Here is a 22,240-nt window from a genome sequence, read left to right as displayed (position 1 = left end):
CGGTGATATAGTGGTAAGAGTTGCCCATATACACATGAGTGGTTGTACAGGATGCTTAATCTCCCTTGCAGACACTTATGAAAAGCTATTAGATATATTAGGAGCTGTTGAATTAGTTTATGCTTTAACACTCGCAGACGAAAAGACAGAAATTACTGAAACCGATGATAAAATATTAATTGAAAGAAAAATTCCAGAAAATATCGACATTGCACTCGTTGAAGGAAGTGTCTGTTTAGATGACCACCACTCAGTAGACGACATCTTAACTACAAGAAAAAATTCAAAAATTGTTGTAGCACTTGGTGCCTGTGCAGCATCTGGTGGTGTTACCAGATTTGCAAGAGGAGGTCAGATGTCACAGCCTGCACATTCCTCTTTTGTTCCAATTGGTGATGTAATTAAAGTAGATTTAGCACTTCCAGGCTGTCCACCTTCAACAGAATCAATCGTGAACTTAATTATGGCTGCATTAAATGGCGACATGGACTATTTAGAACCATTTGCAGAAATCGCAAAATACGGAAAAGATGCATGTGGATGCGATGTAATTAAAAACGTTATAGACATGTCACTTTGTATGGGTTGCGGAACTTGCGCTGCAGCATGTCAGGTTCGAGCAATAGAAATGATCGAAGGAAAACCAAACATAATGAGCGAATTTTGTATAAAATGTGGTCTTTGTGGAGCCCAGTGCCCAAGAGTTAGATTCCCACAATTAGTTCAAAAAATCGAATAATTAAGTTTAGAGGTGTAATTATGGACCCTTTTGGAACATATAAGACAGCTATATCTGCAAGAGCCACGGATAAAGCAATCCTTAAAAAATCACAGGATGGTGGAATAGTTTCTGCTTCCTACATATATGGTTTAGAAAACGGCCTTTTAGATGGAGTAATTGTTGCAAATACTGAAAAAGGATTTAAAGCATCCCCTAAAATTGCTACAACTCCTGAAGAAGTACTTAAAGCTGCAGGAACCAAATATACCGTTTCCCCAAACGTATCAGTATTAAAAGATGCTGTAAGGGAATACGCACTTGAAAAAGTTGGAATCGTTGGAACTCCATGTCAGGTTCGAGCAATTCGAAAATTAATGAAATACCCGATGGGTTTTAGACACACTGACTCAAAAATTGCACTTGTAATGGGAATATTCTGTATGGAAAACTTCTCTTACGAAGGAATGAAAGCAATTGTTGAACAGTACGCTGGAATTAGAATGGGAGACGTTTTAAAAACAGATATTGGAAAAGGTAAATTCTGGGTTTACTCAAAATCTGGCGATGTAAAAGCAGTTCCTTTGAAAGACACACACATGTACGAACAAAAATCATGCCACGTATGTATGGACTACACGGCAGAACTTGCAGACATTTCAACCGGTTCAGTCGGAAGCCCAGATGGATGGAGCACAATATTTGTTAGAACTGCAAAAGGAGAAGAATACATCAACAAAATGATTGAAGCTGGAGCAATTGAAACAAAACCAATTGAAGACACAAAACCAGGACTTGAATTAGTACAAAAACTTGCACTCCAGAAAAAAGAGAAAAACGATAAAGAAATCGTTCACAGAAAAGAATTGGGACTTCCGGTTCCATACTAACTTTTTCTTTCTTTTTTAAATATTTAATTTTGTTTTCAGATTATTTTTAAAAAAATTTTACAAAATTGGTTACAAATGGGTACCAATTTACGTTATACCGGTATGTCACCCCTTAGTTTAATTATCCCCTCGTTTACTAAAAAAACTCAAAATTCGTTAAATAATTTGACTTATAGTTCAAAAGTTTTCAAAAGTTTTTTTATTTCCAAAAAAATACTGCTTTTTTAAGTCGATACAAGTTTTTAATATGGCCAGTTCATCGACAATTAAAAAAATTAGGATATTTCCATAAATATAAATTAAAATATCGTAAAATACTTGCTAATACTATAAAATAACCTGCAACACTCACCAGTATATATTTTATTCGATATTTTGTTATATATTTCACAGTCGGGTAATGCATAACGAAATATTATCGCTGCGTTGATAAGTTAAACCCATATTCACGTAATTTCATAAAAAAAGAAAAAATTCAAATGTTAATGAATAGCACTTAATTACTACGTGTTTTTATCATAGTACTTTAGATAACTGGACCATGGATGACCTGATTTTGATGTAATCTCCGATTAAAAAGTTATCAACTTCATTTTTATTTATCGACACGTTTATAGTACCGGATCCAACATCAACTATGAGTTCACTTGGATCGTCCATTCTTCCAACAATTTCTCCGTAAAACGTGGGGCAATCCAGTAAATATTTATTTCCAGAATACATTTTTTTAACTACTATCTTTTTTTCTTTATTATCCTGCTTAACGAGGTTATCTCCCGAAAAATGCTGACTTATATGAAAATCAAGTTCCAATATTTTACTTTTCATTTCGTTATCGCAAAGTAGATGTATATCCTGTATTTCGAACCGTTCCCCGGTTTCAGCTTCCACAATTATGAATTGTTCAAAAAGATGCCCACGGTCATCCCTAAATGATTCAATTTCTATTAGTTTTGCTGGAAATTTAGCATTATTCATTTAATGTCGCCCCTAACTTGTTTTTTAGTTGTTCTGCTTCTGTATTTTTTATTGGGTAAGCTGTTGTGATTGATCCATAATCGGTGACCGCCACTTTTAGGGATTTTTTATCATTAACTTTCATAATATATACGACCTCATCCCCTAAATCATAACAGTCTCCTTTTTCTACTGTTTCCATTATGAGATCTTTGCAGTTATTCAAGTCTGAATATTTATCCCCAAATGCATCTGCATATTGATTCTTCGCCGTATCCAAATGCTTTTCGACGATATGATTCCAACCCCATTTTGAAGTTCCTTCGGCAAGCCATACTGTATTTTCCCCCCTATTGACGGATTTAAGGATATTCTGCCCACCGAGAACTGCACGAATATAGTTGTTTGAATAACCCAGTTTTTTTAACTTAAATGCCTCTTCAACCGCCCGAACTCCAATCCCGCCACCTGTAGCAATGGGGGCTGCAAGACATATTCCATCAGCTGCAAGAGCTGCAACATTCCAAAATGTGATGCCTTCATGCATTAGTATGGCTACATCCATTGCAATAAACGCAATATCCAACGCACTCTCGACATAATGACCACTAGGGTCCGTATACTTCACAGGATTATTTAATGTATAAGAATACCTGTTAAGTGCTTGCGGGTTGTATGGATCAGGCAATATCGTGTCAGGCTGGATAAATATCCTGTATTCTGGTGAGTAGTACCTTGCACCATAATACATGAGCCCGGTGTCAGCATCATTTTCCTGTCCCGTGAACCCGTACTTTTCACTTCCACCGGACTGTACCTGTCGCTCCTTAGCGTATTCGCATGATTTTAATCTAAAGCGGTTTAGACATATTTTCGCCTACCGTTTAGAGTCTGCTGTAATCATTTCGAAAGTGTTAAGTTATGGGGGTGAAAGAATTAGTAAGTATTATCAAGCAGGATCGTTGTTAGTTACTGGTAATAACGTTAGAACTGACATTTATTGAAATTGTTTGTAGGGGCAAAATCATTTAGTTTACCTTTTTTTAGTTATTCTCTTTTCAGGATAACAGTTCTATTTAGTTGGCCCATATCTTAGAGATATTGACCGTTTTACTTTTGTGTCGAGTTTTTTGATTAATCCTGATTTAAAACAGCATTTTACAACCATTTGTGTAATGAATCGTGAAAGTATATACCATATAATAGTTACCAGTATTCCAACTACGATTAACTGGATATCTGTGGGTGCACCAGTAACGATTCCCATTTTTGCGAATAATGTTGATATACCCCAAAAAACACATACAAATGAAATAACCCATAGAATTATTATGCCTGCCAAAATACTGAATATAATATTATCAGATTTGGAATCGCCATAATTCGAAAGAAAGTCAAATGCCCCATATAGTAATTTCCTGAGTGTATATGCTGACAATAATATAACTAAAATAGTGATTAAATTCATACTTAACCTCCACATAATAAATATAAAAAGGGAACATCATTCCCATTTAATCCGTATTGTCTTTTTTCTTATCCGAATTACCGCTTTCAGAAGCAATTATGACATCTACAAGCGATTTTGTAGTTTCTTCTCCAACAGCGTTCAATACGATATTTGAATTCTGATTATAATTATCCGTTTTTACATTATCATTTGCGTACTTTGTAGTGCTGGTATCAATTTTCACTCCTCGAAATAAGGCGCTAACAAAAACGTCTTTTCCACTTTCCACCCCTATTTCTGCAAAGTCAAATTCAGAATCACCAACCCCATAACTATATTCCATAGTCTCTTGGCAAACGTTTGTAGTTACAGCACCAACTCCCTCAGATATTGCAAGGGCTTCTAACGTACCCTCCACCGCAAATGCCCCAACTGCCGCACCTGCTACCATACATCCAACAGCAACACTTACTGAGGTAACTGCACCCACTGCAAAAGCTTCAGTTATGGAAACTTGACCTGTTTCCGTATATTGAACATATGTCGAAATAATGGCTGCAGCAGCTCCTGCAACCAGTGCAGGGATAACGATTTGTGCAACGTGACCACTAGGATCAGTATACTTCACAGGATTATTCAAAGTGTATGCGTACCTGTTCAGCGCTTGTGGGTTGTATGGATCGGGCAACATCGTGTCAGGCTGGATAAATATCCTGTATTCTGGTGAGTAGTACCTTGCACCGTAGTACATGAGCCCGGTATTCGCATCATTTTCTTTTCCAGTAAATCCGTACTTTTCACTTCCACCAGACTGTACCTGCCCATATGGGAAATATTCAGTACGTTCAACTTCGTTTCCATTTTCATTTACAAGGAGGTTTGTACTTCCCAAGTGATCTGGTAAATACCAGTCTGTACCGTTAACAGACTGTTTTGCAACACGTTCGTCATCTCTAAAGAAGTATGTAGTTACAGTTCCATTTTCGATTTCGAAGTACTTGTTAATGTAGTACGTTAGTTCTCCGGCAGAATTTTCTTTTTTACATCTGTCTTTTTAATTAATCCCTTTTTAAGACCGTAATTTACAGCCTGCTTACTTGCAAATACTGAAAATAAATACGTTGCTATATTTGGAGGAATAAATATACATAGTATCTTAACTTCAGGAATTTGGCTTTGAAATACTTCAAAAGTTGAAAGTCCTTTGCCCAAAAATGCAACAAATACAAACCATAAAATGGCGTAAAATATGAGTATGAAAGACTGCGTTATATCTATAAATTTATTATTCTGAGAATTTTCATAACCTGAAAAATCATTAGCCATATTGCTACATACTTTTCTAAATGACAATAGTAGTATCACTAACACCATAATAGCTATTATATTCATAATATGTCGCCCCATAGTTATAATATAAGAAGGGAATATTATTCCCTTTAAATATTATCATTGTTTTTTTTATCTGAATCATCGTCGTTAGAATCACTAATGGCATTGATAATGACTTTTGCAGTTGTTTGTATAGTTACTTCTTTTCCCATATCTAACGCCTGATTATAAGTATCCGTTTTTACATTATCTTTAGTATTTACGTATTTTGTAGTGCCTGCATCAATTTTCACGCCCTTGCAGAATAAGCTAACAAATACGTCTTTTCCACTTTCCACCCCTATTTCTGTAAGGTCGAATTCAGAATCACCAACTCCATAACTATATTCTATAGTCTCTTGGCAAACGTTTGTAGTTACAGCACCAACTCCCTCAGATATTGCAAGGGCTTCTAAAGTACCCTCTACCGCAAATGCCCCAACTGCCGCACCTGCTACCATACATCCAACAGCAACACTTACTGAGGTAACTGCACCCACTGCAAAAGCTTCAGAATATGAAACCTGACTGAAATCCCCCTCTGCATTATACACCTGTGTACCAATCGATATTAAGGTTGCGAGAGCTCCGGCAGTTAATGCGGCGGCAACTATTTGCACAACATGCCCATCAGGATCCGTATACTTCACAGGATTATTTAATGTATAAGAATACCTGTTCAACGCCTGCGGGTTGTATAAACTAGGCAACATCGTGTCAGGCTGGATAAATATCCTGTATTCTGGTGAATAGTACCTTGCACCATAATACATGAGCCCAGTATTCGCATCATTTTCCTGCCCGGTAAACCCGTACTTTTCATTTCCACCAGACTGTACCTGCCCATATGGGAAGTATTCAGTACGTTCGACCTCGCTTCCGTTTTCATTTACGAGGAGGTTTGTACTTCCCAAGTGATCTGGTAAATACCAGTCTGTACCGTTAACGGACTGTTTTGCAACACGTTCGTCATCTCTAAAGAAGTATGTAGTTACAGTTCCATTTTCGATTTCGAAGTATTTGTTAATGTAGTACGTTAGTTCTCCGGCGGAATTTTCTTTTTTGATTCTTCTACCTTCTGAATCGTACCAGTATTTTTCAACCAGTGAATTATTGTCTTTGTATCTTACTTCACGTATCTGGTTTGCATCGTTATAGATATATGTAAACTCTCCGTCTTCAATTAAGTTTCCATTAGAATCGTACGTTAAATTATCTCCATTATATGTTGTAGGTGCGTGGAACGGAGTTTCAGAATATCCATAAGCGGATATTGTTGTAAGTTTATAGCTGCGATGCATGCCAAAAAAAGATAAGTATTATTTGAGTATATTCAATCTATTTCCGTTTGTAATTATTCCTTTTTTCAAACCGTAATCAACTACGGCATTTTTAGCTTTTATTGTGGTATATCGACATATCACGGTAGATGCCAGTATAATAACTGCACTTTGAAGTTTTACATATTCAACAGGAACTGCTGGAAGTAGAATTTTTAAGTAAAATAACGAATAAAGGGGTAGTATCAAAGATAAACTTGTTATCGTGCATAATATCACTGTAATCAATAAACGAACTGCAAATTTTTCATAACGTACCATAGCAACTTCATAAACATTATAACATGTTTTTAAGAGTATTATTATTGCAATTACAAATACGGTGTCAGAAATTAACTTAATCATAATTTACCTCTGCGCCATTTTGAAATATAATTTAAAAAGGGGTATCCTTTTTAAATCATTTTTAGTTATTATAAACTTTAATCACCCCAACTAAATTACATATATATGTCAGAGATATAGAATTTAAAAATGTTTTTATATTTTTTAAAAAAAATTTTAAATTAATGAATCGTAATATTTTCATTAATTTTGCTTAAATATCTTATTTTTTCATAACTCGTATTAGTAATCTCGGTAATCGTCTGTGGCGGCCCTTTTAATATTTCTTTCTTTTTTAAAGTATCAAACGATACAGGATTAGATAAATGAAAGTGCATATTAAATATCATCACAGTTGCTGGTTTTTTAGCTATCTCTTTAATCTCTTTTTCAGAATAAACCGTTTTATTTCCAACAGTGTTTATAATTTCCTCAGGACTTGTTAAATCTTTTTTAAATTCATCTAACACACCTAACGAAGTAATTTCCCTGTAATCATCTGATCTATAAAATAGTAAAATATCTCCTTTTTTAAGATTTTTCACGCGTGAATTCGTGATATATGCTTTTTTGATAGTGTCCCCCTTAATTACAGAATCTCCAAAATATTCATCAAGAGTCATTGAATTTCTTTTTTTATAATCCGTAAAGAGTTTTTCGTGGTGTTCAGGTTTTATCGGGACAATAATTTTTTTAACACGTGTTCCATCGTAGTACAAGGGATAATATTTTTTAAAAATTTCATCATAGCTACAAAACATTAGCTGGCGGTTATCAGGCTTTAAATCTTTGAAATATACATTTTCGCCATGTTTATTCTGACCTATATTAAAAAAGCCATATTCATTTATCAAATTTATCAAATTATCGTATTTATCGCAGACAAAATGGTTCAAATACATTTCATCAATTGAATTATCAACACAGTAATCTATCGCTTTTTTTAAGAGTATTTCATCTAAATTGTAGCTTTGGTTGTCAAACTGTAAAATATGTATTTTAAATCGCCTTTTTTTAGGTAGCGGCGGCTCAGTATCGATAATATCAAAATCATCATCAGAAAATATTAAAACCGCACCAATCTGCTCATCTTTTAAGTAGCACCAACAGTTCATTCCCTCTATCGCACTTTTGGAATACCATTCGTTAAATTCAGGATAGTCTTTACGAGCTGAATCATATATTGGGTCATTTACATCGAGTTTATATATTGGGAGAAATTTAATTTGAGGGACGTTATGTCTTTTTTTGATTGAATAAAACTCTTTAAAAAATTCTAACGCTTCATCGATTGATAAAACCCGGTCTTTGATGTTTAACTGAACTGCTTTTTTGTGAAGGTTTGCATCTTCAGTTAAAAGGTAGTTTACAGCGTTTTTATAAACAGAATATAAAAGATGGCTGTTAAGTTCATTATTCTGATTTTTTTGCGCAATAATTGAATTAAATGTTAAATCCTGCAGGTATAATGGCGGATTTTCTAAAATATCGTACGAAATTAATTTTAAAAAAGATTGATGTATTTCACTTTTATCGTTTGTTGTGCCTTCAATAGATAGTGGATGTATTAAAACAGCAGCTTTTTTATCAAACAACTTGAATAATTCATTTAATATTGTTGAACTCTCAAAATCATCTTTTTCATGAATAAAGATGTCTGTATCTAACAGTATCCTCAAAAGTATCCCCCGTAAAAAGAAATCATAGTACAATATAAACTTTTTAAAATATTAATTTTTTGATATGAATTTTAAGTTAAAATTAAAAAAATTAAAAAAGTTTATTTAATGTTTATTTTTCCATTCTTCAAGAGGTATTGAATATTTGTCTTCTAGTTCTTTTCTGTAAAGTGTATTGTACGTACAGAATGGAATTATTCGATTATCGGGTAGTGCATAGTGTATCAAACAGCGCTGGACTCGCCTGCTATCAAAATTGTACGGGTCCATAAAATGCATGCAGCTTGTCAAAATCGTGTTGAAGTGGAATTTTGAAAGAGCTGACCGGTCTCCTTTTAGTATTTTTACCAATGTTTCTTTAAATTTCACGTCTGAGGGGACTTTTTTGGAATCTATTAATCTTGGAAGCTCTTTTGATATTTTTAAAATTACTTTTCCTTTTTCTAAGTGGCTCAATTCACCGTTTTTACCAAGATATTCATTAAATGTACTATCAAGCAGTTCCCTAAATCCTTTTACATCGAAAAATCTTGTAATTGGCAGTATTTTGCCATTTTCAATGAACAAGTACGTTGCAACCCCGCAGTGGGGATGGGAACTTAATTTTATTACGGGCTGATTTTCCCAGATTTCAGCAGATATTGAAAACGGTACTACAAAAGGTATCGGGTAGAAATCTTCTTTTGAAATTTCTCCAAAAGTCTGTTCTTCCGCATAATGGACAAAATCTGGAATAGTTATCCTCTGTTCTAACCTTTTAGTTTCATCAATTCTTCCCGTAAATGATACAGGCTGAAAATTTACATTTCTTACAACGTTCCGGTGTTCGACTGCAAATCTAAGTATATCACCAATCTGGTCATGATTTACACCTTTTAAAAGGGTTGGAACAAGGGAAACACTGTTAAAATCCGCTTTTTCACAATTTTCTATAACTTTTAATTTTAATGGAAGGAGATTTCTATTTCGTGCTGCTAAATATGGCTTTTCGGTTACCCCATCAAACTGCAGGTAAATTGTTGATAGGCCGGATTCTTTTAATTTTTTAATATATTCAATATTTTTAAGTTTTATCCCGTTAGTAGCTACCTGTACGTGTACAAATCCAAGTTCTTTCGCCATTTTTATTATTTCAGGTAAATCATCCCGAACTGTCGGTTCCCCTCCTGCAAACTGTATTGCGGGGCATGGAATATCTTCATTTCTTAAATTAACCATCATCTTTCTTATTTCTTCAAGAGATGGCTCGTACACCATTTTTGTCCTGTTCGCGTTTGCAAAGCATACAGGGCAGTTTAAATTACACCTGTTTGTTACATCGATGTTTGCAAGTATTGTTGTAGATTTGTGATTGCCACATAAACCGCAATCAAAAGGACATCCGTTTTTAAACTCGACATTTGTATTTTTCATCCCATTTCCGAGATAGTCGTATTCAAGATATTTTTTATACGATTCAACATCGTTCCAGTAAATATCCCTAAATTTTCCATGATTAGGACATTCTTTTTCAATTAAAATCCTGTTTTCATCTTCAAATACTTCTGCGTCTATTTTTTCAAGACATACTGGACATAATGATATAGTTTTCAAGAATATCCCTCCATATTCGAAAAAATAATGGTAATAAGTTATTTAGGGGATACTATTTAAAAAAATGCTTTTTATCAATTTAATATTAAAATGTCCAAACCTGCGTGTTAATATTGCTTAGTTATGTATGCAGTGGTCATATACATTTTGAAAAAATAAGACAATATCTGTAAAATAATAATGAGAATACCAATTTAAATTTTAAAAAAGCTAAATTTGAAAATTTGTTGATTTAAAAGATATAATTAAAAAAATTTAAATTTTTTTGATTGTGATGGGTGATAAAAGTTATTACAGTTAAATTATCGTTCGGCCATGTGCGAACAAAATCCGCGTTTTTATATTTTTAAAATTCAAGCTAATTATAAAGCAGATATGCTTTTGAGGTGAACTATGAAATTTAAAACATGTAGTATAATTGCAATTTTAGCAATTATTTTATGTATAACTGCTGCAAGTTTTGTAATTTTCCAGAAAAATTCAGAACAGAACAACAATGTAGCAGACGATTCTAAATATGGATCGGAACTGATTTTTGGAATCATAAACTCCGTTGAAGTTATAAATGGGGAGTACAGGCTGACAATAACTAATAACAATGGTGAATACATTGTAAATGTGCCTGAAAATGTGGATATCAATTTCCCAAACCTCTGTGATAGCACCAATATCTCTGCCGGAGGGTTGGTTGAAATTAACTATTCTGGCATCATGACAAAGTCCATTCCACCAATCTTAACTGCATCATCGGTAATTTACTACCCTCCGGAATTTGTAACTTCTGGAACAGTTACTGAAATTAGCGAAGTAAATGGGTATAAAAGATTTTTAGTTGAAGGAAAAAACAGTCTCTGCTATGTAACTGTTACTAACGATACGTTGGTTTCGGGAGACTTAAAAAATGTTTCAATAAATTCTACTGTGACATACAGCTCAGTAATTCAGCTTATGAGTTATCCGGGACAGTGCGCTGCAATTCATTTTATAATAAATTAAAACTAAAACTTAATTTATAATTTTAAGTTATAGTATAATCCTCATAGAATATGCGTACTTAAGCAGTAACACTCCAAACACGAATATTATATAAATACCCATCCTATTTTTCAATCCTTGCAATCTATGTGCTCGTTCTAATATTACAACTGAGCAAGCTGCAAACATTAAAAATGCAAGCCCTGTTAAAAAATCAGTTCAAATATACGAAAAAATAGCAATAGCGTATATCATTCTTGCACATTTTTCTATATTTTGAATATAATATCCATTTTATTTTCAGTCATAACCTACCACATTATAAGAATATACTATAAAATCATTTCAAACCAGTTCAAACGGCCAAATCTTCAATAAAACACTTTTTTCATCGAAATATTCAAAATTTACTTCTTCTAAAAATTTATCCGTTTTCGGATAAACCAAGGCCATTTTCACATGTTTTTTGCAATTATTTTCATAAATTTTAGCGTACGAAAGCAGCTGATACATATCCCCTTGAGAAATTCCATAATTTGGCGAATTTATGTCAATTATTTTCCATTTTGCATCTATTAAATAGATTGTTTCATCTTTTTCTGCATAAAGATCAGGTTTTAGTTTAAACATTTTTTTAAGATCTTCTTTTACAAGGAAAAATCTTGAATCTTGTGCTTTTACATAACTGAATTTCCCAGATTTTTTAAGTTTATATGTTAAATAACTCTCAAATATCTTTTCCATTGGATAAAGTAGTGCAAATGCGACATTTGAACCTTTGAAATTAATAAAACTTTCATTTTTCAAAAATACCCTGCACCAAAGAAGTATATTTTCATAATCTACCATTAATCTTCCAGATTTACAAGCGTTAAAATCTTTTTCAATGTTTTTAGATTCGGAAATTTCATCAAAAACAAAACTGTATTCGGAAATATTTTTTAAATTTTTTCCTGATTTTGATCTTTTCGAAAGTTCTTTTAGGGTAGATTTTATGATTCTGTTTTCAGGCATATCTTTTATAAATTCGTCAAATTCAACAAAAAATCTCTCTTTATGGATTAAATTATGTTTAATATGCTTTTTGAATTTCAATTTTCCCTTTAAAACCGTCAAATTCTTTTGTGTTTCAATGTAATCTGATTTTAAACCCCGTTTAATCAAAACCGAAAGTTCGTCTAAAAACATGGTTATAAATATTTCATTTATCGGCATTCTGTCTGTTTTCAAGTTTGAAAGATCAAATTTCTTAAAGGGGGAATCTTTCAATGTTTTTAGCATTTTTAAAAAGAGTTTTCTCGTATCGCTAACGCTCAAATCTTTACTTTTACCGTAAATTTTTGGTAAAATTTCAATAGTTATTCCATTTTTCATCTGGATTATTCCAACGTAGTTTTTAGCCTGTAAAACTTCCCCGTAATTCTTTTTGTAAGCAATAGTTAAAAATTCATCCGTATTTTTATCTTTATTCTGCAAAATAAAGGTTTTTAAATCATTAAATAGCGATTCTTTCAATGAAATATAATTATCATACTGTCTATTTTCATTTCCTTTTACGATAATTCCAAATTCTGTGAGGGTAAACTGATTATTCATCGATAATCAGTCCTTAAATCGAAAATCAATATTTTCATAAATCTTTTTAAACGTTTCAGGAGTTATATTTCCAATACAAAGATCTGGATTTATTCTGTAAGTTACCAAATCTTCATATTCTTCATGATCAAAGCCAATCACTGAATTTTCTTTGAATTTTTTACTTTGAATAAATCTAACTGGAATATCTTCGTAATTTTCGGTTTCTTCCATTTTATTCAATTGTCTGAAGTGATCCCCTAATACAATCTGTATTTTTTCGTAATTATCGTAAAAATACTCCTGTAAAAGCGGAATTATTTTATTTTTAAAGATTTGGCAAAGTATTTTAAACTGTTCTTCTTCATTTTCAATATTTTTTAAAGGCAGGAAATATGCATGGCCGATTTCGTGATCTCTATCGTATAAAAATTCAACTCTTTCGTTCAATTTTTCAAGCATCTGTTTTAAATTTATTCCTTTTACAATAATTCCATCGAGTAATTTTGGATCCGGCATTAATTCTTCAAAATGGAACCTTCTTCTAAGTGCAGTGTCCATCAAAGCAATTGACCTGTCCGCAGTATTCATTGTACCTAATAAATAGAGGTTTTTTGGAACTCCAAAAGACTCTTTGGAATAAGGAAGAGTTGTTGTTATCTGATTTTTGGTTCCAAGCCTTTTATCATCTTCAATCAATGTAATTAATTCACCAAATATTTTAGAAATGTTTCCACGGTTTATTTCATCTATTATCAGGACGTAATTTCTTTCGTTTAATCTATTTTCGTTTGGTTTTGAATTGTTAGAAATGAGGTCTTTAAGATTTTCAAGAATTAAATCTTCTTTTGAAAATTTATATATTGATTTTTGTGAAAAATTCTTTTCTTTTAGGATTTGTGAAACAGGAACTGGTTCATCAGCTACCCAAAGCCATTTTACCTTTCTAAACTGATAGTATCTTATCTCAGGATCCTTACGGTATTCGTAATCGCCAATAATTTGACATATTGCTTTAAATTTACGGTTTCCATGGGTAATTACTACAATATCTCCTTTTTTCATTGCATTAATAAATCTATCAACAGCAGTTGATCCAAAAGAAGCATATTGCGGATATTTTGCATCGTGTAATTTCTTTATTGCATCTGATGAGGTATTTTTGCTAAAATCAATATCTTCTCCCCAACCTAATGCAATAACTTCATTTTCAAGGCAGTATCTAAAAATAGGGTCTGCATCGATGGATACATCACCCAAAGAAAGTTTGAATACATCTGACTTGGTTTCATCAAAGTTATAACCTGTAACCACGTTAGATTTCGTTGTTTTTGCTTTTAAACACAATGTTTTAAAAATTCCATCTTCTATTTGGTATTCAATAGAGTTATTATCTAAATTTTCCAAAACGGGTTTAATCCCTTCGATAAAATCTTCATAAGAATACGATTGGTGAAATGTTATAAATTCAACCTGGCCTTTATCTTTTAATTCTTCGTATCTTTTTACTAAATCTTCTCTTGACTTATTTGAAATGTCTCCATCGATTATTTCAACCGCTTTTTCAATTATAGAATACGTTTTTCCAGTTCCAGGAGGGCCGTAAAATATTGTGTTTAACGGTAATTTTTTATTTTCTGATTTAATAATTTGTTCAGGTTCTTCCACGCCAGTATTCTCATTTTTACCCGATTTATTAAACCTACTTTCTAAAATTTCAGAATATTCAAAAATGTCCATGTTTTCAGGCTTTTCTTTTAATGCATAATCGTGGATTTCATAAGTTGATTTATTTTTAGGGCTTATATCTATTGAACTTGCTAATTTTTCCCTTGAACATATTGGAAGTATCTTAATATTGTTCCGATTTTGGTATAAAAACGCAATTTTCCATTTTACAGATTCCCCAAAATCAATTGAATCGATTTCATCAAATTTTCCTTCTCTTGATTTTTCGATTATATCTACAACTATACTTTTGACTTTTTGAAAGGCTTCTTCTTCAGTTTTTCCGTATTTTTTGTACCAGCCGTATTTTTCAGAATACATGCGTTGTATATCGTTACTTTTTGGTTCTAAATTACTTCTTCGAAATATTCCAAATTTAAATGCCGAGCCTCCCCAAACACTTCCGAGGTCCTCAGTTTTTGATTCAATCCAGTAATAAAAATAGTCAGTAGATTCAGAAGTTAAATTTGCGTAATGTTCTAAGTCCATGTTTTTTACTTTTTCAACAGGCCATCTTTGAAGAAATTCATCCCATAATTGATATTTTCCTTTAATGTCCATAATCTCCCTCATCCAAATTAAAAACCAATATAAAGGGTATTTTTCATAATATATGTCGTTTTTGATATGGGTTTTATTTTAAAATTGATTTATGGACATTTTATATTTTAAAAATTTCTAAAAAAAATAGTATTTAAAAAAATTTAAATTAATGTATTCAGTCAATATTCCATTTTTCTTTCAATTGAACAAGCGAACCGTCATGTTCCATTTCAAGAAGTGCGTTATCAATCGATTTTTTTAGTTCAGGATTGTTTTTATTAATTGCGATTGCAACATAGATAATATCAAATTTATCCCCTACAATCTTTAATTCCGAACTGTATTTTTGGATTAAATACTTTGAAGTAATTTCATCAGTCACTTCAGAATCAATTTTATCAGATAACAAATTATCATGTATGTCTTTTTGGTTTTCATAACTTACAATATTAAAATCCATGGATTTTGAAAGCGATTTTAACCATTCTTCTTCTATTGAATCTTTTAAAACACCTATGGTCTTACCTTCGAGGCATTTAATTCCCATACATGTGCTGCCTGACTTAACAAGTATTGTTGAGTAGGTATACGCATAAGGCCTTGAAAAATCCATTTCGAGCTGCCTTTTTGGAGTTTTACCAATATACCCGATCCCGCAGTCGACGTTATTTTCAGAAACCGCACCAAGCACTCCTGAAAATGAGTATATTACAAATTCAGGTTTTAAATCAAGTCTTTTTGATATTTCATATATTAACTCCACTTCAAAACCTTTTAAATTACCATCTTCAATGTATGAAGTTGGTGCAAGGTCGCTACATACGCCAACAGTCAAAACCCGGTTCTCAGGTCCTGCATTTCTATCAATACAGCCTGAAAAAATTATCAAAAATATCGTTGAGATTATTAGAATTTTTGGATTAAACATTTTAATTTCCCCTTTGCCTGATTTTTTGAATTAATCCGAATTAACATACATAAGGGGTATTAAATTTAATTTTCTAAATGAATCAAACCGAAAATGACTATGCTAACAAATTACAGGATAAAAATTTAAGTTTTTTTAAAAATTCAAAAGATTATATTTTAAAAACGAAAATAATGTACAATATATTTAAAAATTTAAATTTTCGTTGATTTTACGTGTTTAAAATTTAAAAATGATAAAAATATGAAAATGACTACGGATTGTTTTTTCAGCGCGTTTAACTTGAAAAAAGCTTTGTTTCAGTAAAGATTGCCTAAAAAAAGTAACCTGTACATATTATCGAATGATTAATTCTTTTCCAAGCGCATTTATAATTTTTATTAAAACGTCTGACCTCATTTTATAGTTATCATCGGTGTATATCCTGTGAACCATTTTTCTTGAAATTTTTGACTTTCTATAAAATGCATATTGTGAATCGTCGCCTATTAAATATCGGATTGCGGGAAGTAAATCTTCACTTTTAGACAGAATCATCTCGGAATTATTGTTATTTTTATCAGACTTGTTTTTAAAACGTGCAATATTCTTCTGGTGCATTGATAAACCCCTTTTTTAATTAACAGAGGATATTTGTAACCTCCTATATTTATTGTTTAGTTGGGGTTAATTCAATCTAAATATTATTAAGGGTACGGATTTTTTTAATATTGGTTTAACTTCTTGAAATTTTAAAATAAAGAATTAGTCTTCCAAACACAAGTTAATTTTAATTAAGGTCTTAAAAAAAAGTTTTTATGTTGAAAACTAAAACTCTAAAAATCTGAAACTTGTGGAGGGGTTAAATGACAAAAAATATGACTTTTGCAAACACTATTGATGAATTACCTGGTCTTGATGCACTTGGTTCTGGTTACGATATTTTTGGCGAATATGCAAACCCAAAAAGTGTAAAATCAAGACTTTTTGACCTTGGAACCCAAAAAGAAATTATTGTGGAGGGAAAAAGATTCCTCATTCCAAATGTTGTCCGTTACACTGAGGTAATGCAGGGTATTTTTGATTCCACTTTTGGAAAAACACTTAAAGAATATTCCGAAAGACTGAAAACAAGCGTTGGTGTTAGCGGAAACTACGGATTTTTCCAAGGCTCAATTGATGCTTCTTTTGACAAATCAACACTTCAAAGGTCAGAATATGAATATTCTACGGTAAATGACGAAGTTAAAAAATGGATAATTGCACTACCCTCCAAAACAGACTTGAAAACCAAGTCATTATTAGATTCCGAATTCAACAGGGATTTAAATGGAAAAATGAATCCCGAAGCCCTTTTTGAAAAATATGGTGCATACTACCTACAAGAAATTGTAGTAGGGGCTCGCTGTGCATATAACTCATCAGTAAATAAAAAAACGCTTAATCAAGATATTAACGTTGAAATAACTGCTAAAATGTCTTATAAAAGCTTTGTAAATTCAATTTCTGCAAGTGAAAAAACACAGTACGAACAACATATAAAGCAGTTTGATTCAAATTCTACGACCAAAACAGAAGTTCTTGGTGGAAAACCAGAATATGGGCACTACATTAACCAGTCTGGAAATTATGACAAATGGATTGAATCAATAATTGATTACCCAGTATTTTCAGGTTTTACGGATAACAGCCTCGTTCCAATATGGGAATTATGCAGTCGTGTAACTCGAAAAAATGAATTAAAGCAGGCATTTTCCGCATATGCCGAGAAAAAAACAGTTCACTACAGCCAATACTGTATAACCAACCTTTCAGTAATTGAATCTGACAGGGGCGGTGCTGCACCACCATATGGATTTAAAAAAGTCGATATGGATTTAAATAAAGGAGCAGGTGGAAAATACATATATCTCTGTTACAAAGAAGGTCTTGATACCACGACCCCAATTACCGATATCATTGTACTTAATGGTAAAAACGCAAACGCGCCAAATGGATACACCAAAATAAACGTGGATTTAAACCATAAAGCTGGTGGAAAATACATTTATTTTGCATATTCAAGACGAAAAGATAAAAACCCGATAAGAAGCGTGATAGTTATCAACGGTAAAAACGCAAACGCACCTTACGGGTATGAAAAAATTGATTACGATTTAAATAAAGGAGCTGGCGGAGATTATCTCTATTTATGCTATTCAAGGTATTTTTAAAAAATATCTTTCTTTTTTATTTAACAAAACTATTTTATTTTTACTGAAATTCCAGACATAATAAAATACGCTTCATCAAAAATTTTTGCAATACACTGATTGATTAAACCATTCCCATTTATAAATTTACACGCCATTTTTACTTCTTAGACTATTTTCAAGTCCAATTTCCCTTAAAACAATTGTATAGGTATTATCTGTTTTTAATAATTGATTAATTCATTTATTCGATCATGTTCGAAGGGGTCAGGATATCAATTTTACGGTATGTTCGCATACGTCTTTGAATATTTCAACAAAATCCAGTAAAATAACATATTCTTTCTTTTTTAGATTAATTTCTCAATTTTTAAAGTAAATTCAACAAAACTTTTAAAAAATTACCGTATTATCAATAATAATATATAGTATCTGGTAATATACAGTACTTAAAACAATTTTGTGGTACTGATGGATGTCCAATTTAAAAAAGGGGTTTTAGAGCTCTGTGTACTCACATTGCTTGATAAAAGGGATTATTACGGGTACGAGCTGATAAATGAAATTTCAAAAAGTATCTCGATATCTGAAGGTACCATATATCCATTATTAAGGAGGTTAAAGGCTGACGGACTTTTAACCACGTATTTAATGGAATCAAGTAGTGGGCCGCCACGAAAATATTATAAAATTACTGAAAGGGGCAGGGAAATTAGAGAAATTCAGGCTGAAGAATGGATAGAATTTTCAAAAAAGGTAAATAAGTTGATTAATTCCGGTGTTAAAGATGAATAAAGAAGAATATTTATATAAACTGTCTGAAACATTAAAAAGCATTCCAGAATCGGAAAAACAAGACATACTCTATGATTATAATGAATATTTCGAAAATGGAGCTCTTGAAGGAAGAAGCGAGGAAGAAATATCTAAATCATTAGGTAATCCAGAACAGGTTTTAGAATCTTTTGATTTTGAAAAACCTAAAAATGTATTTTTAAAAAAAATCGTAGCATGTAGTGCACTTGTAATGTTCAATATATTATTTATTATTGGGCCGTTAGCCTGCGTATTGCTGTTTCTATTAATCCTGTTTACAGGAAGCGTTGCAGTTACAGTTGCCGGTTCCATGATGGTTCTTGAACCTGTATTTCAATTGGTAGTCCCCCACTATTTCATCTTTGAACCATTTGTAAAACTACTAATTCCGCAGTTTGAAGTAATTCCTGCATCAAGCATTGTTTACGCACTTGTTGGAATGATAACTGCCGTATCTGGAATCGCTACAATGGTATTATCAGTATACATTACAAAATTATTCCATAATGGGGTACTCTGGTATTTAAAATTAAATTTAGACATTGTAAATGGATAATTAACTCAAAATACCTCTTAAAACTTTTTTAATTATTTTTTAGTGATTTAACTTTTCTATTTTTTAAAAATTTTTTTGACTATTGTTGGTAGTTAATTATTTATACTACTGTTTAATACACAGTACTGTTTACTAATTAATAATTTTTGTGAAAACCATGGAAACGATAATATCACTTAAAAATGTCTGGAAAATCTATCCAATGGGCGATTTTGAAGTTCAGGCGCTGAAAAATGTTTCATTGGATATTGAAAAAGGTGATTTCGTTGCAATCGTTGGTGCTTCAGGTTCTGGAAAGTCAACAATGATGAATATGGTCGGTTGTCTTGATATTCCAACAAAAGGAACTGTCATATTAAAATCAAACGATATTTCAAAACTCAGTGAATCTAAACTATCCAAACTGCGTGGTGAATCGATTGGATTTATATTTCAACAGTATAACCTGATTCCAAGCATGACTGCACTCGAAAATGTAATGCTGCCACTACAATTTCAAGAAGTTAATGATAGTGAGGCCAAAAAAAGAGCTGAAGCTGTTTTAAAACTTGTTGGATTGTCAGACCGGATAAATAACAGGCCTTCACAGCTTTCTGGAGGTCAGCAGCAAAGGGTTTCTATCGCAAGAGCTCTTGCATGTAAACCGGAGATTATTTTGGCCGATGAACCAACAGGAGCTCTTGATAGTAAAACTGGAAAAGAAGTCATTGCAATCCTTCAAAAGCTCTGGAAAGAAAACAAAAATACCATCATCATGATTACACACGACATGAATCTTGCAAAAGCTGCAAACACGGTTGTAGAATTAAAAGACGGGACTATCGTAAATATCGAAAAAAATAAAGAAATAATCGAGTATTAGGGAAATTATGAATATTAAAATCGTTGATCGAACCAGACTACCATTTTTGATGAGATTTATCTACATAATATTTATCATCAACATTTTACTGGCAGTTTATTCGATTTTTGATGGTAAATTACTGTTTGGAACATTACTACTCCAGGGAATATTTTCAAAAATTGTTGGAGGATTGCTATGTATTCTTTGGGCAGTAATTTTGCTTGGAATTAGTGACAGAAAGTTGTACGCACTTGAATTAGTTGTAAGCTGGATGTTTTTTCAGGGGCTACTGAACTTTTCGATAATTATTCAGATGGTTTATGAAATGAAATACCCGTTAAATGAAGTAATTTATAGTTTAATCGATAATTATCACGTATTGTATAGTTTAAACAGCTCTGCAGAAATACTTTATGCACTAACCTTCTTAAAATACGTATTTCTTCTGATTTTTAATATTTGCGTAATATTTTACTTTGAAAAAAATAAAAAACTGTTTAAATTCTAATGGTGAGTAAATGAGCTTTAAAAAAATAATAATATCCCTAATAACACTTTTAATGTTACTTTCAGTAGCAATAGCACCAGTTTACGCAGAAACATCAATTTCAGACATTTCGTTAGTTTCTATTAATCTTGTAAATCAGGACCCGACTCCCGCAGTTGGCGGAGACATTTTTGAAGTTAGAATCGGCGTTAAAAATGAAGGCGGAAAATCTGCTGGAGAATACATATTAGAAATTGATCCTTCATACCCATTCCAAAAAGTTGCCGGTGAGGAGTTATCCAAAGAAATTGGCTTTTTAGATAAATACCAAGACGATGATAAAGAAGTAATTATTACAGCATTTAAATTACGTGTAAATGAAGAAGTAACCTCTGGAAACTATCCTTTAAAAGTATTACTTTATAAAAAAGGAGATTTAACTAAAACAGGTTATAAAACCGAATTAACAATAGATGTTGGAAATAAAGAAAATGCAGAAGTTATGCTCAGCACCTCAGAATTAAACCCTGGAGAAAACTCCAAACTCACGTTTACCATAAAAAATGCAGGTTCTGCGCCATTAAAAGATTTAACATTTTCGTGGGATACACCAGAAAATAAAATACTGCCACTTGGTTCTGGAAATACAAGATTTGTAAAATATATTGGTGTAAACCAGGCTGTAAATTTAGATTACGATGTTATGGCAGGTTCAGACATAGAACCAGGATTATACAAGATAAATATGTACTTAAACTACGAGGATACAATCAACAGCTCTGAAAAAAATGTTATCCAGGATGCAGGTATTCACATTTTAGAAAAGGCGGATTTTGAAATAGCATTTTCAGAAAATTTAGGCAGTTCTTATACGTTTTCAATAATGAACGTTGGAAACAGTGATACAAAATCTGTATCGATGTATATCCCAAAACAAGACGGCTGGACTATAATTGGGTCAAATAATGCAATAATTGGAAATTTGGATGCTGGAGATTATACCTATGCAAGTTTTAACCTCTTACCAGACAGTTCAAACCAGTCTGAAATTCCAATTAAAGTTGAAGCATACTACACGTCAAATGAAGGAAATAGAAAAATAGTAGAAAAAGAAATCCTTGTTTCGAACTCAAATGTAGCATTTACATACCTTACCCAGTCTGATTCCGGAAACGGCGGATTTACAGGATATTTAATAATGGCAGGAATAGTTATAATTGCAATATTAATTTTAGGTATATTCATAATCCGTAAAATTCTCAAAAAAATCAAATCTACTAAAAAAGAATAAGAGG

22 protein-coding genes and 1 pseudogene are annotated in these 22,240 nt (G+C 32.2%); 9 read left to right on the top strand and 14 right to left on the bottom strand.

The window, feature by feature from the left end; all coding sequences use genetic code 11:
- Positions 1–10: 10 nt before the first annotated feature.
- Both frhG and frhB read left to right on the top strand, forming a co-directional pair.
- On the top strand, positions 11–739 hold the full coding sequence (frhG, locus tag ACS5L2_RS03875) for a coenzyme F420 hydrogenase subunit gamma (protein WP_459202452.1): 729 nt from the start codon (positions 11–13) through the stop codon (positions 737–739).
- A 20-nt stretch (positions 740–759) separates the two neighbouring features.
- Complete coding sequence (gene frhB / locus ACS5L2_RS03870) at positions 760–1,608, top strand: coenzyme F420 hydrogenase subunit beta (protein ID WP_459202451.1); 849 nt, start codon at positions 760–762, stop codon at positions 1,606–1,608.
- Positions 1,609–2,124: 516 nt separating this feature from the next.
- Here the strand turns inward: frhB and ACS5L2_RS03865 are convergent.
- From ACS5L2_RS03865 to tes, 10 genes and pseudogenes are all read right to left on the bottom strand, one after another.
- A complete protein-coding gene (locus tag ACS5L2_RS03865) occupies positions 2,125–2,586 on the bottom strand; it encodes a hypothetical protein (RefSeq protein WP_459202450.1) in 462 nt (153 codons plus the stop codon).
- The gene (locus ACS5L2_RS03860; protein ID WP_459202449.1) at positions 2,579–3,151 is read right to left on the bottom strand and encodes a hypothetical protein; all 573 of its coding nucleotides are present in this window, start codon (positions 3,149–3,151) and stop codon (positions 2,579–2,581) included. The genes ACS5L2_RS03865 and ACS5L2_RS03860 overlap by 8 nt, the downstream gene beginning before the upstream one ends.
- Before the next feature lie 75 nt (positions 3,152–3,226).
- Positions 3,227–3,436 (bottom strand): annotated as a pseudogene (locus ACS5L2_RS03855) (RHS repeat-associated core domain-containing protein); the annotation flags it as partial.
- A gap of 201 nt (positions 3,437–3,637) precedes the next feature.
- Positions 3,638–4,033 (bottom strand): hypothetical protein, encoded by a 396-nt coding sequence (locus tag ACS5L2_RS03850; protein ID WP_459202448.1) that lies wholly within the window; start codon positions 4,031–4,033, stop codon positions 3,638–3,640.
- 46 nt (positions 4,034–4,079) lie between these two features.
- Complete coding sequence (locus tag ACS5L2_RS03845; protein ID WP_459202447.1) at positions 4,080–4,907, bottom strand: RHS repeat-associated core domain-containing protein; 828 nt, start codon at positions 4,905–4,907, stop codon at positions 4,080–4,082.
- A 122-nt stretch (positions 4,908–5,029) separates the two neighbouring features.
- Entirely contained in the window at positions 5,030–5,407 is a 378-nt protein-coding gene (locus tag ACS5L2_RS03840) for a hypothetical protein (protein ID WP_459202446.1), read from the bottom strand.
- Between the two features lie 47 nt (positions 5,408–5,454).
- Entirely contained in the window at positions 5,455–6,687 is a 1,233-nt protein-coding gene (locus ACS5L2_RS03835; protein WP_459202445.1) for an RHS repeat-associated core domain-containing protein, read from the bottom strand.
- An 18-nt stretch (positions 6,688–6,705) separates the two neighbouring features.
- Positions 6,706–7,071, bottom strand: a complete 366-nt coding sequence (locus ACS5L2_RS03830) for a hypothetical protein (RefSeq protein WP_459202444.1) — start codon at positions 7,069–7,071, stop codon at positions 6,706–6,708.
- A gap of 161 nt (positions 7,072–7,232) precedes the next feature.
- Complete coding sequence (locus tag ACS5L2_RS03825; RefSeq protein ID WP_459202443.1) at positions 7,233–8,729, bottom strand: PIN domain-containing protein; 1,497 nt, start codon at positions 8,727–8,729, stop codon at positions 7,233–7,235.
- A gap of 105 nt (positions 8,730–8,834) precedes the next feature.
- Positions 8,835–10,322: a tetraether lipid synthase Tes gene (gene tes / locus ACS5L2_RS03820; protein WP_459202442.1), complete on the bottom strand. Its 1,488-nt coding sequence runs from the start codon at positions 10,320–10,322 to the stop codon at positions 8,835–8,837.
- A gap of 393 nt (positions 10,323–10,715) precedes the next feature.
- Between tes and ACS5L2_RS03815 the strand changes: the two genes are divergently transcribed.
- Positions 10,716–11,318, top strand: coding sequence for a hypothetical protein (locus ACS5L2_RS03815; RefSeq protein ID WP_459202441.1), 603 nt, complete (start codon positions 10,716–10,718; stop codon positions 11,316–11,318).
- Positions 11,319–11,642: 324 nt separating this feature from the next.
- Here ACS5L2_RS03815 and ACS5L2_RS03810 read toward each other — a convergent pair whose 3' ends face one another.
- From ACS5L2_RS03810 to ACS5L2_RS03795, 4 genes are all read right to left on the bottom strand, one after another.
- Positions 11,643–12,893, bottom strand: coding sequence for an McrC family protein (locus ACS5L2_RS03810; protein ID WP_459202440.1), 1,251 nt, complete (start codon positions 12,891–12,893; stop codon positions 11,643–11,645).
- Between the two features lie 6 nt (positions 12,894–12,899).
- Positions 12,900–15,161 (bottom strand): AAA family ATPase, encoded by a 2,262-nt coding sequence (locus ACS5L2_RS03805; RefSeq protein WP_459202439.1) that lies wholly within the window; start codon positions 15,159–15,161, stop codon positions 12,900–12,902.
- A 157-nt stretch (positions 15,162–15,318) separates the two neighbouring features.
- On the bottom strand, positions 15,319–16,071 hold the full coding sequence (locus ACS5L2_RS03800; RefSeq protein WP_459202438.1) for an ABC transporter substrate-binding protein: 753 nt from the start codon (positions 16,069–16,071) through the stop codon (positions 15,319–15,321).
- Between the two features lie 336 nt (positions 16,072–16,407).
- Positions 16,408–16,671, bottom strand: a complete 264-nt coding sequence (locus ACS5L2_RS03795; RefSeq protein ID WP_459202437.1) for a hypothetical protein — start codon at positions 16,669–16,671, stop codon at positions 16,408–16,410.
- Between the two features lie 245 nt (positions 16,672–16,916).
- On the opposite strand from ACS5L2_RS03795, the gene ACS5L2_RS03790 reads away from it, so the two are divergent.
- The 6 genes from ACS5L2_RS03790 to ACS5L2_RS03765 all read left to right on the top strand — a co-directional run bounded on the left by ACS5L2_RS03790 (position 16,917) and on the right by ACS5L2_RS03765 (position 22,236).
- The gene (locus tag ACS5L2_RS03790) at positions 16,917–18,263 is read left to right on the top strand and encodes an MAC/perforin domain-containing protein (protein WP_459202436.1); all 1,347 of its coding nucleotides are present in this window, start codon (positions 16,917–16,919) and stop codon (positions 18,261–18,263) included.
- Positions 18,264–18,713: 450 nt separating this feature from the next.
- Positions 18,714–19,037, top strand: a complete 324-nt coding sequence (locus tag ACS5L2_RS03785; protein WP_459202435.1) for a PadR family transcriptional regulator — start codon at positions 18,714–18,716, stop codon at positions 19,035–19,037.
- Entirely contained in the window at positions 19,030–19,614 is a 585-nt protein-coding gene (locus tag ACS5L2_RS03780; RefSeq protein ID WP_459202434.1) for an HAAS signaling domain-containing protein, read from the top strand. The genes ACS5L2_RS03785 and ACS5L2_RS03780 overlap by 8 nt, the downstream gene beginning before the upstream one ends.
- Before the next feature lie 157 nt (positions 19,615–19,771).
- The gene (locus ACS5L2_RS03775; RefSeq protein ID WP_459202433.1) at positions 19,772–20,476 is read left to right on the top strand and encodes an ABC transporter ATP-binding protein; all 705 of its coding nucleotides are present in this window, start codon (positions 19,772–19,774) and stop codon (positions 20,474–20,476) included.
- Positions 20,477–20,483: 7 nt separating this feature from the next.
- Positions 20,484–20,966 (top strand): hypothetical protein, encoded by a 483-nt coding sequence (locus ACS5L2_RS03770; RefSeq protein WP_459202432.1) that lies wholly within the window; start codon positions 20,484–20,486, stop codon positions 20,964–20,966.
- Between the two features lie 10 nt (positions 20,967–20,976).
- Positions 20,977–22,236, top strand: coding sequence for a COG1361 S-layer family protein (locus tag ACS5L2_RS03765; protein WP_459202431.1), 1,260 nt, complete (start codon positions 20,977–20,979; stop codon positions 22,234–22,236).
- The last annotated feature ends 4 nt before the right edge of the window (positions 22,237–22,240 follow it).

Source organism: Methanococcus mangrovi, assembly GCF_054506835.1.
Note: the sequence above shows the minus strand (reverse complement) of the source record. Positions and strands in the feature narration are given on the sequence as shown.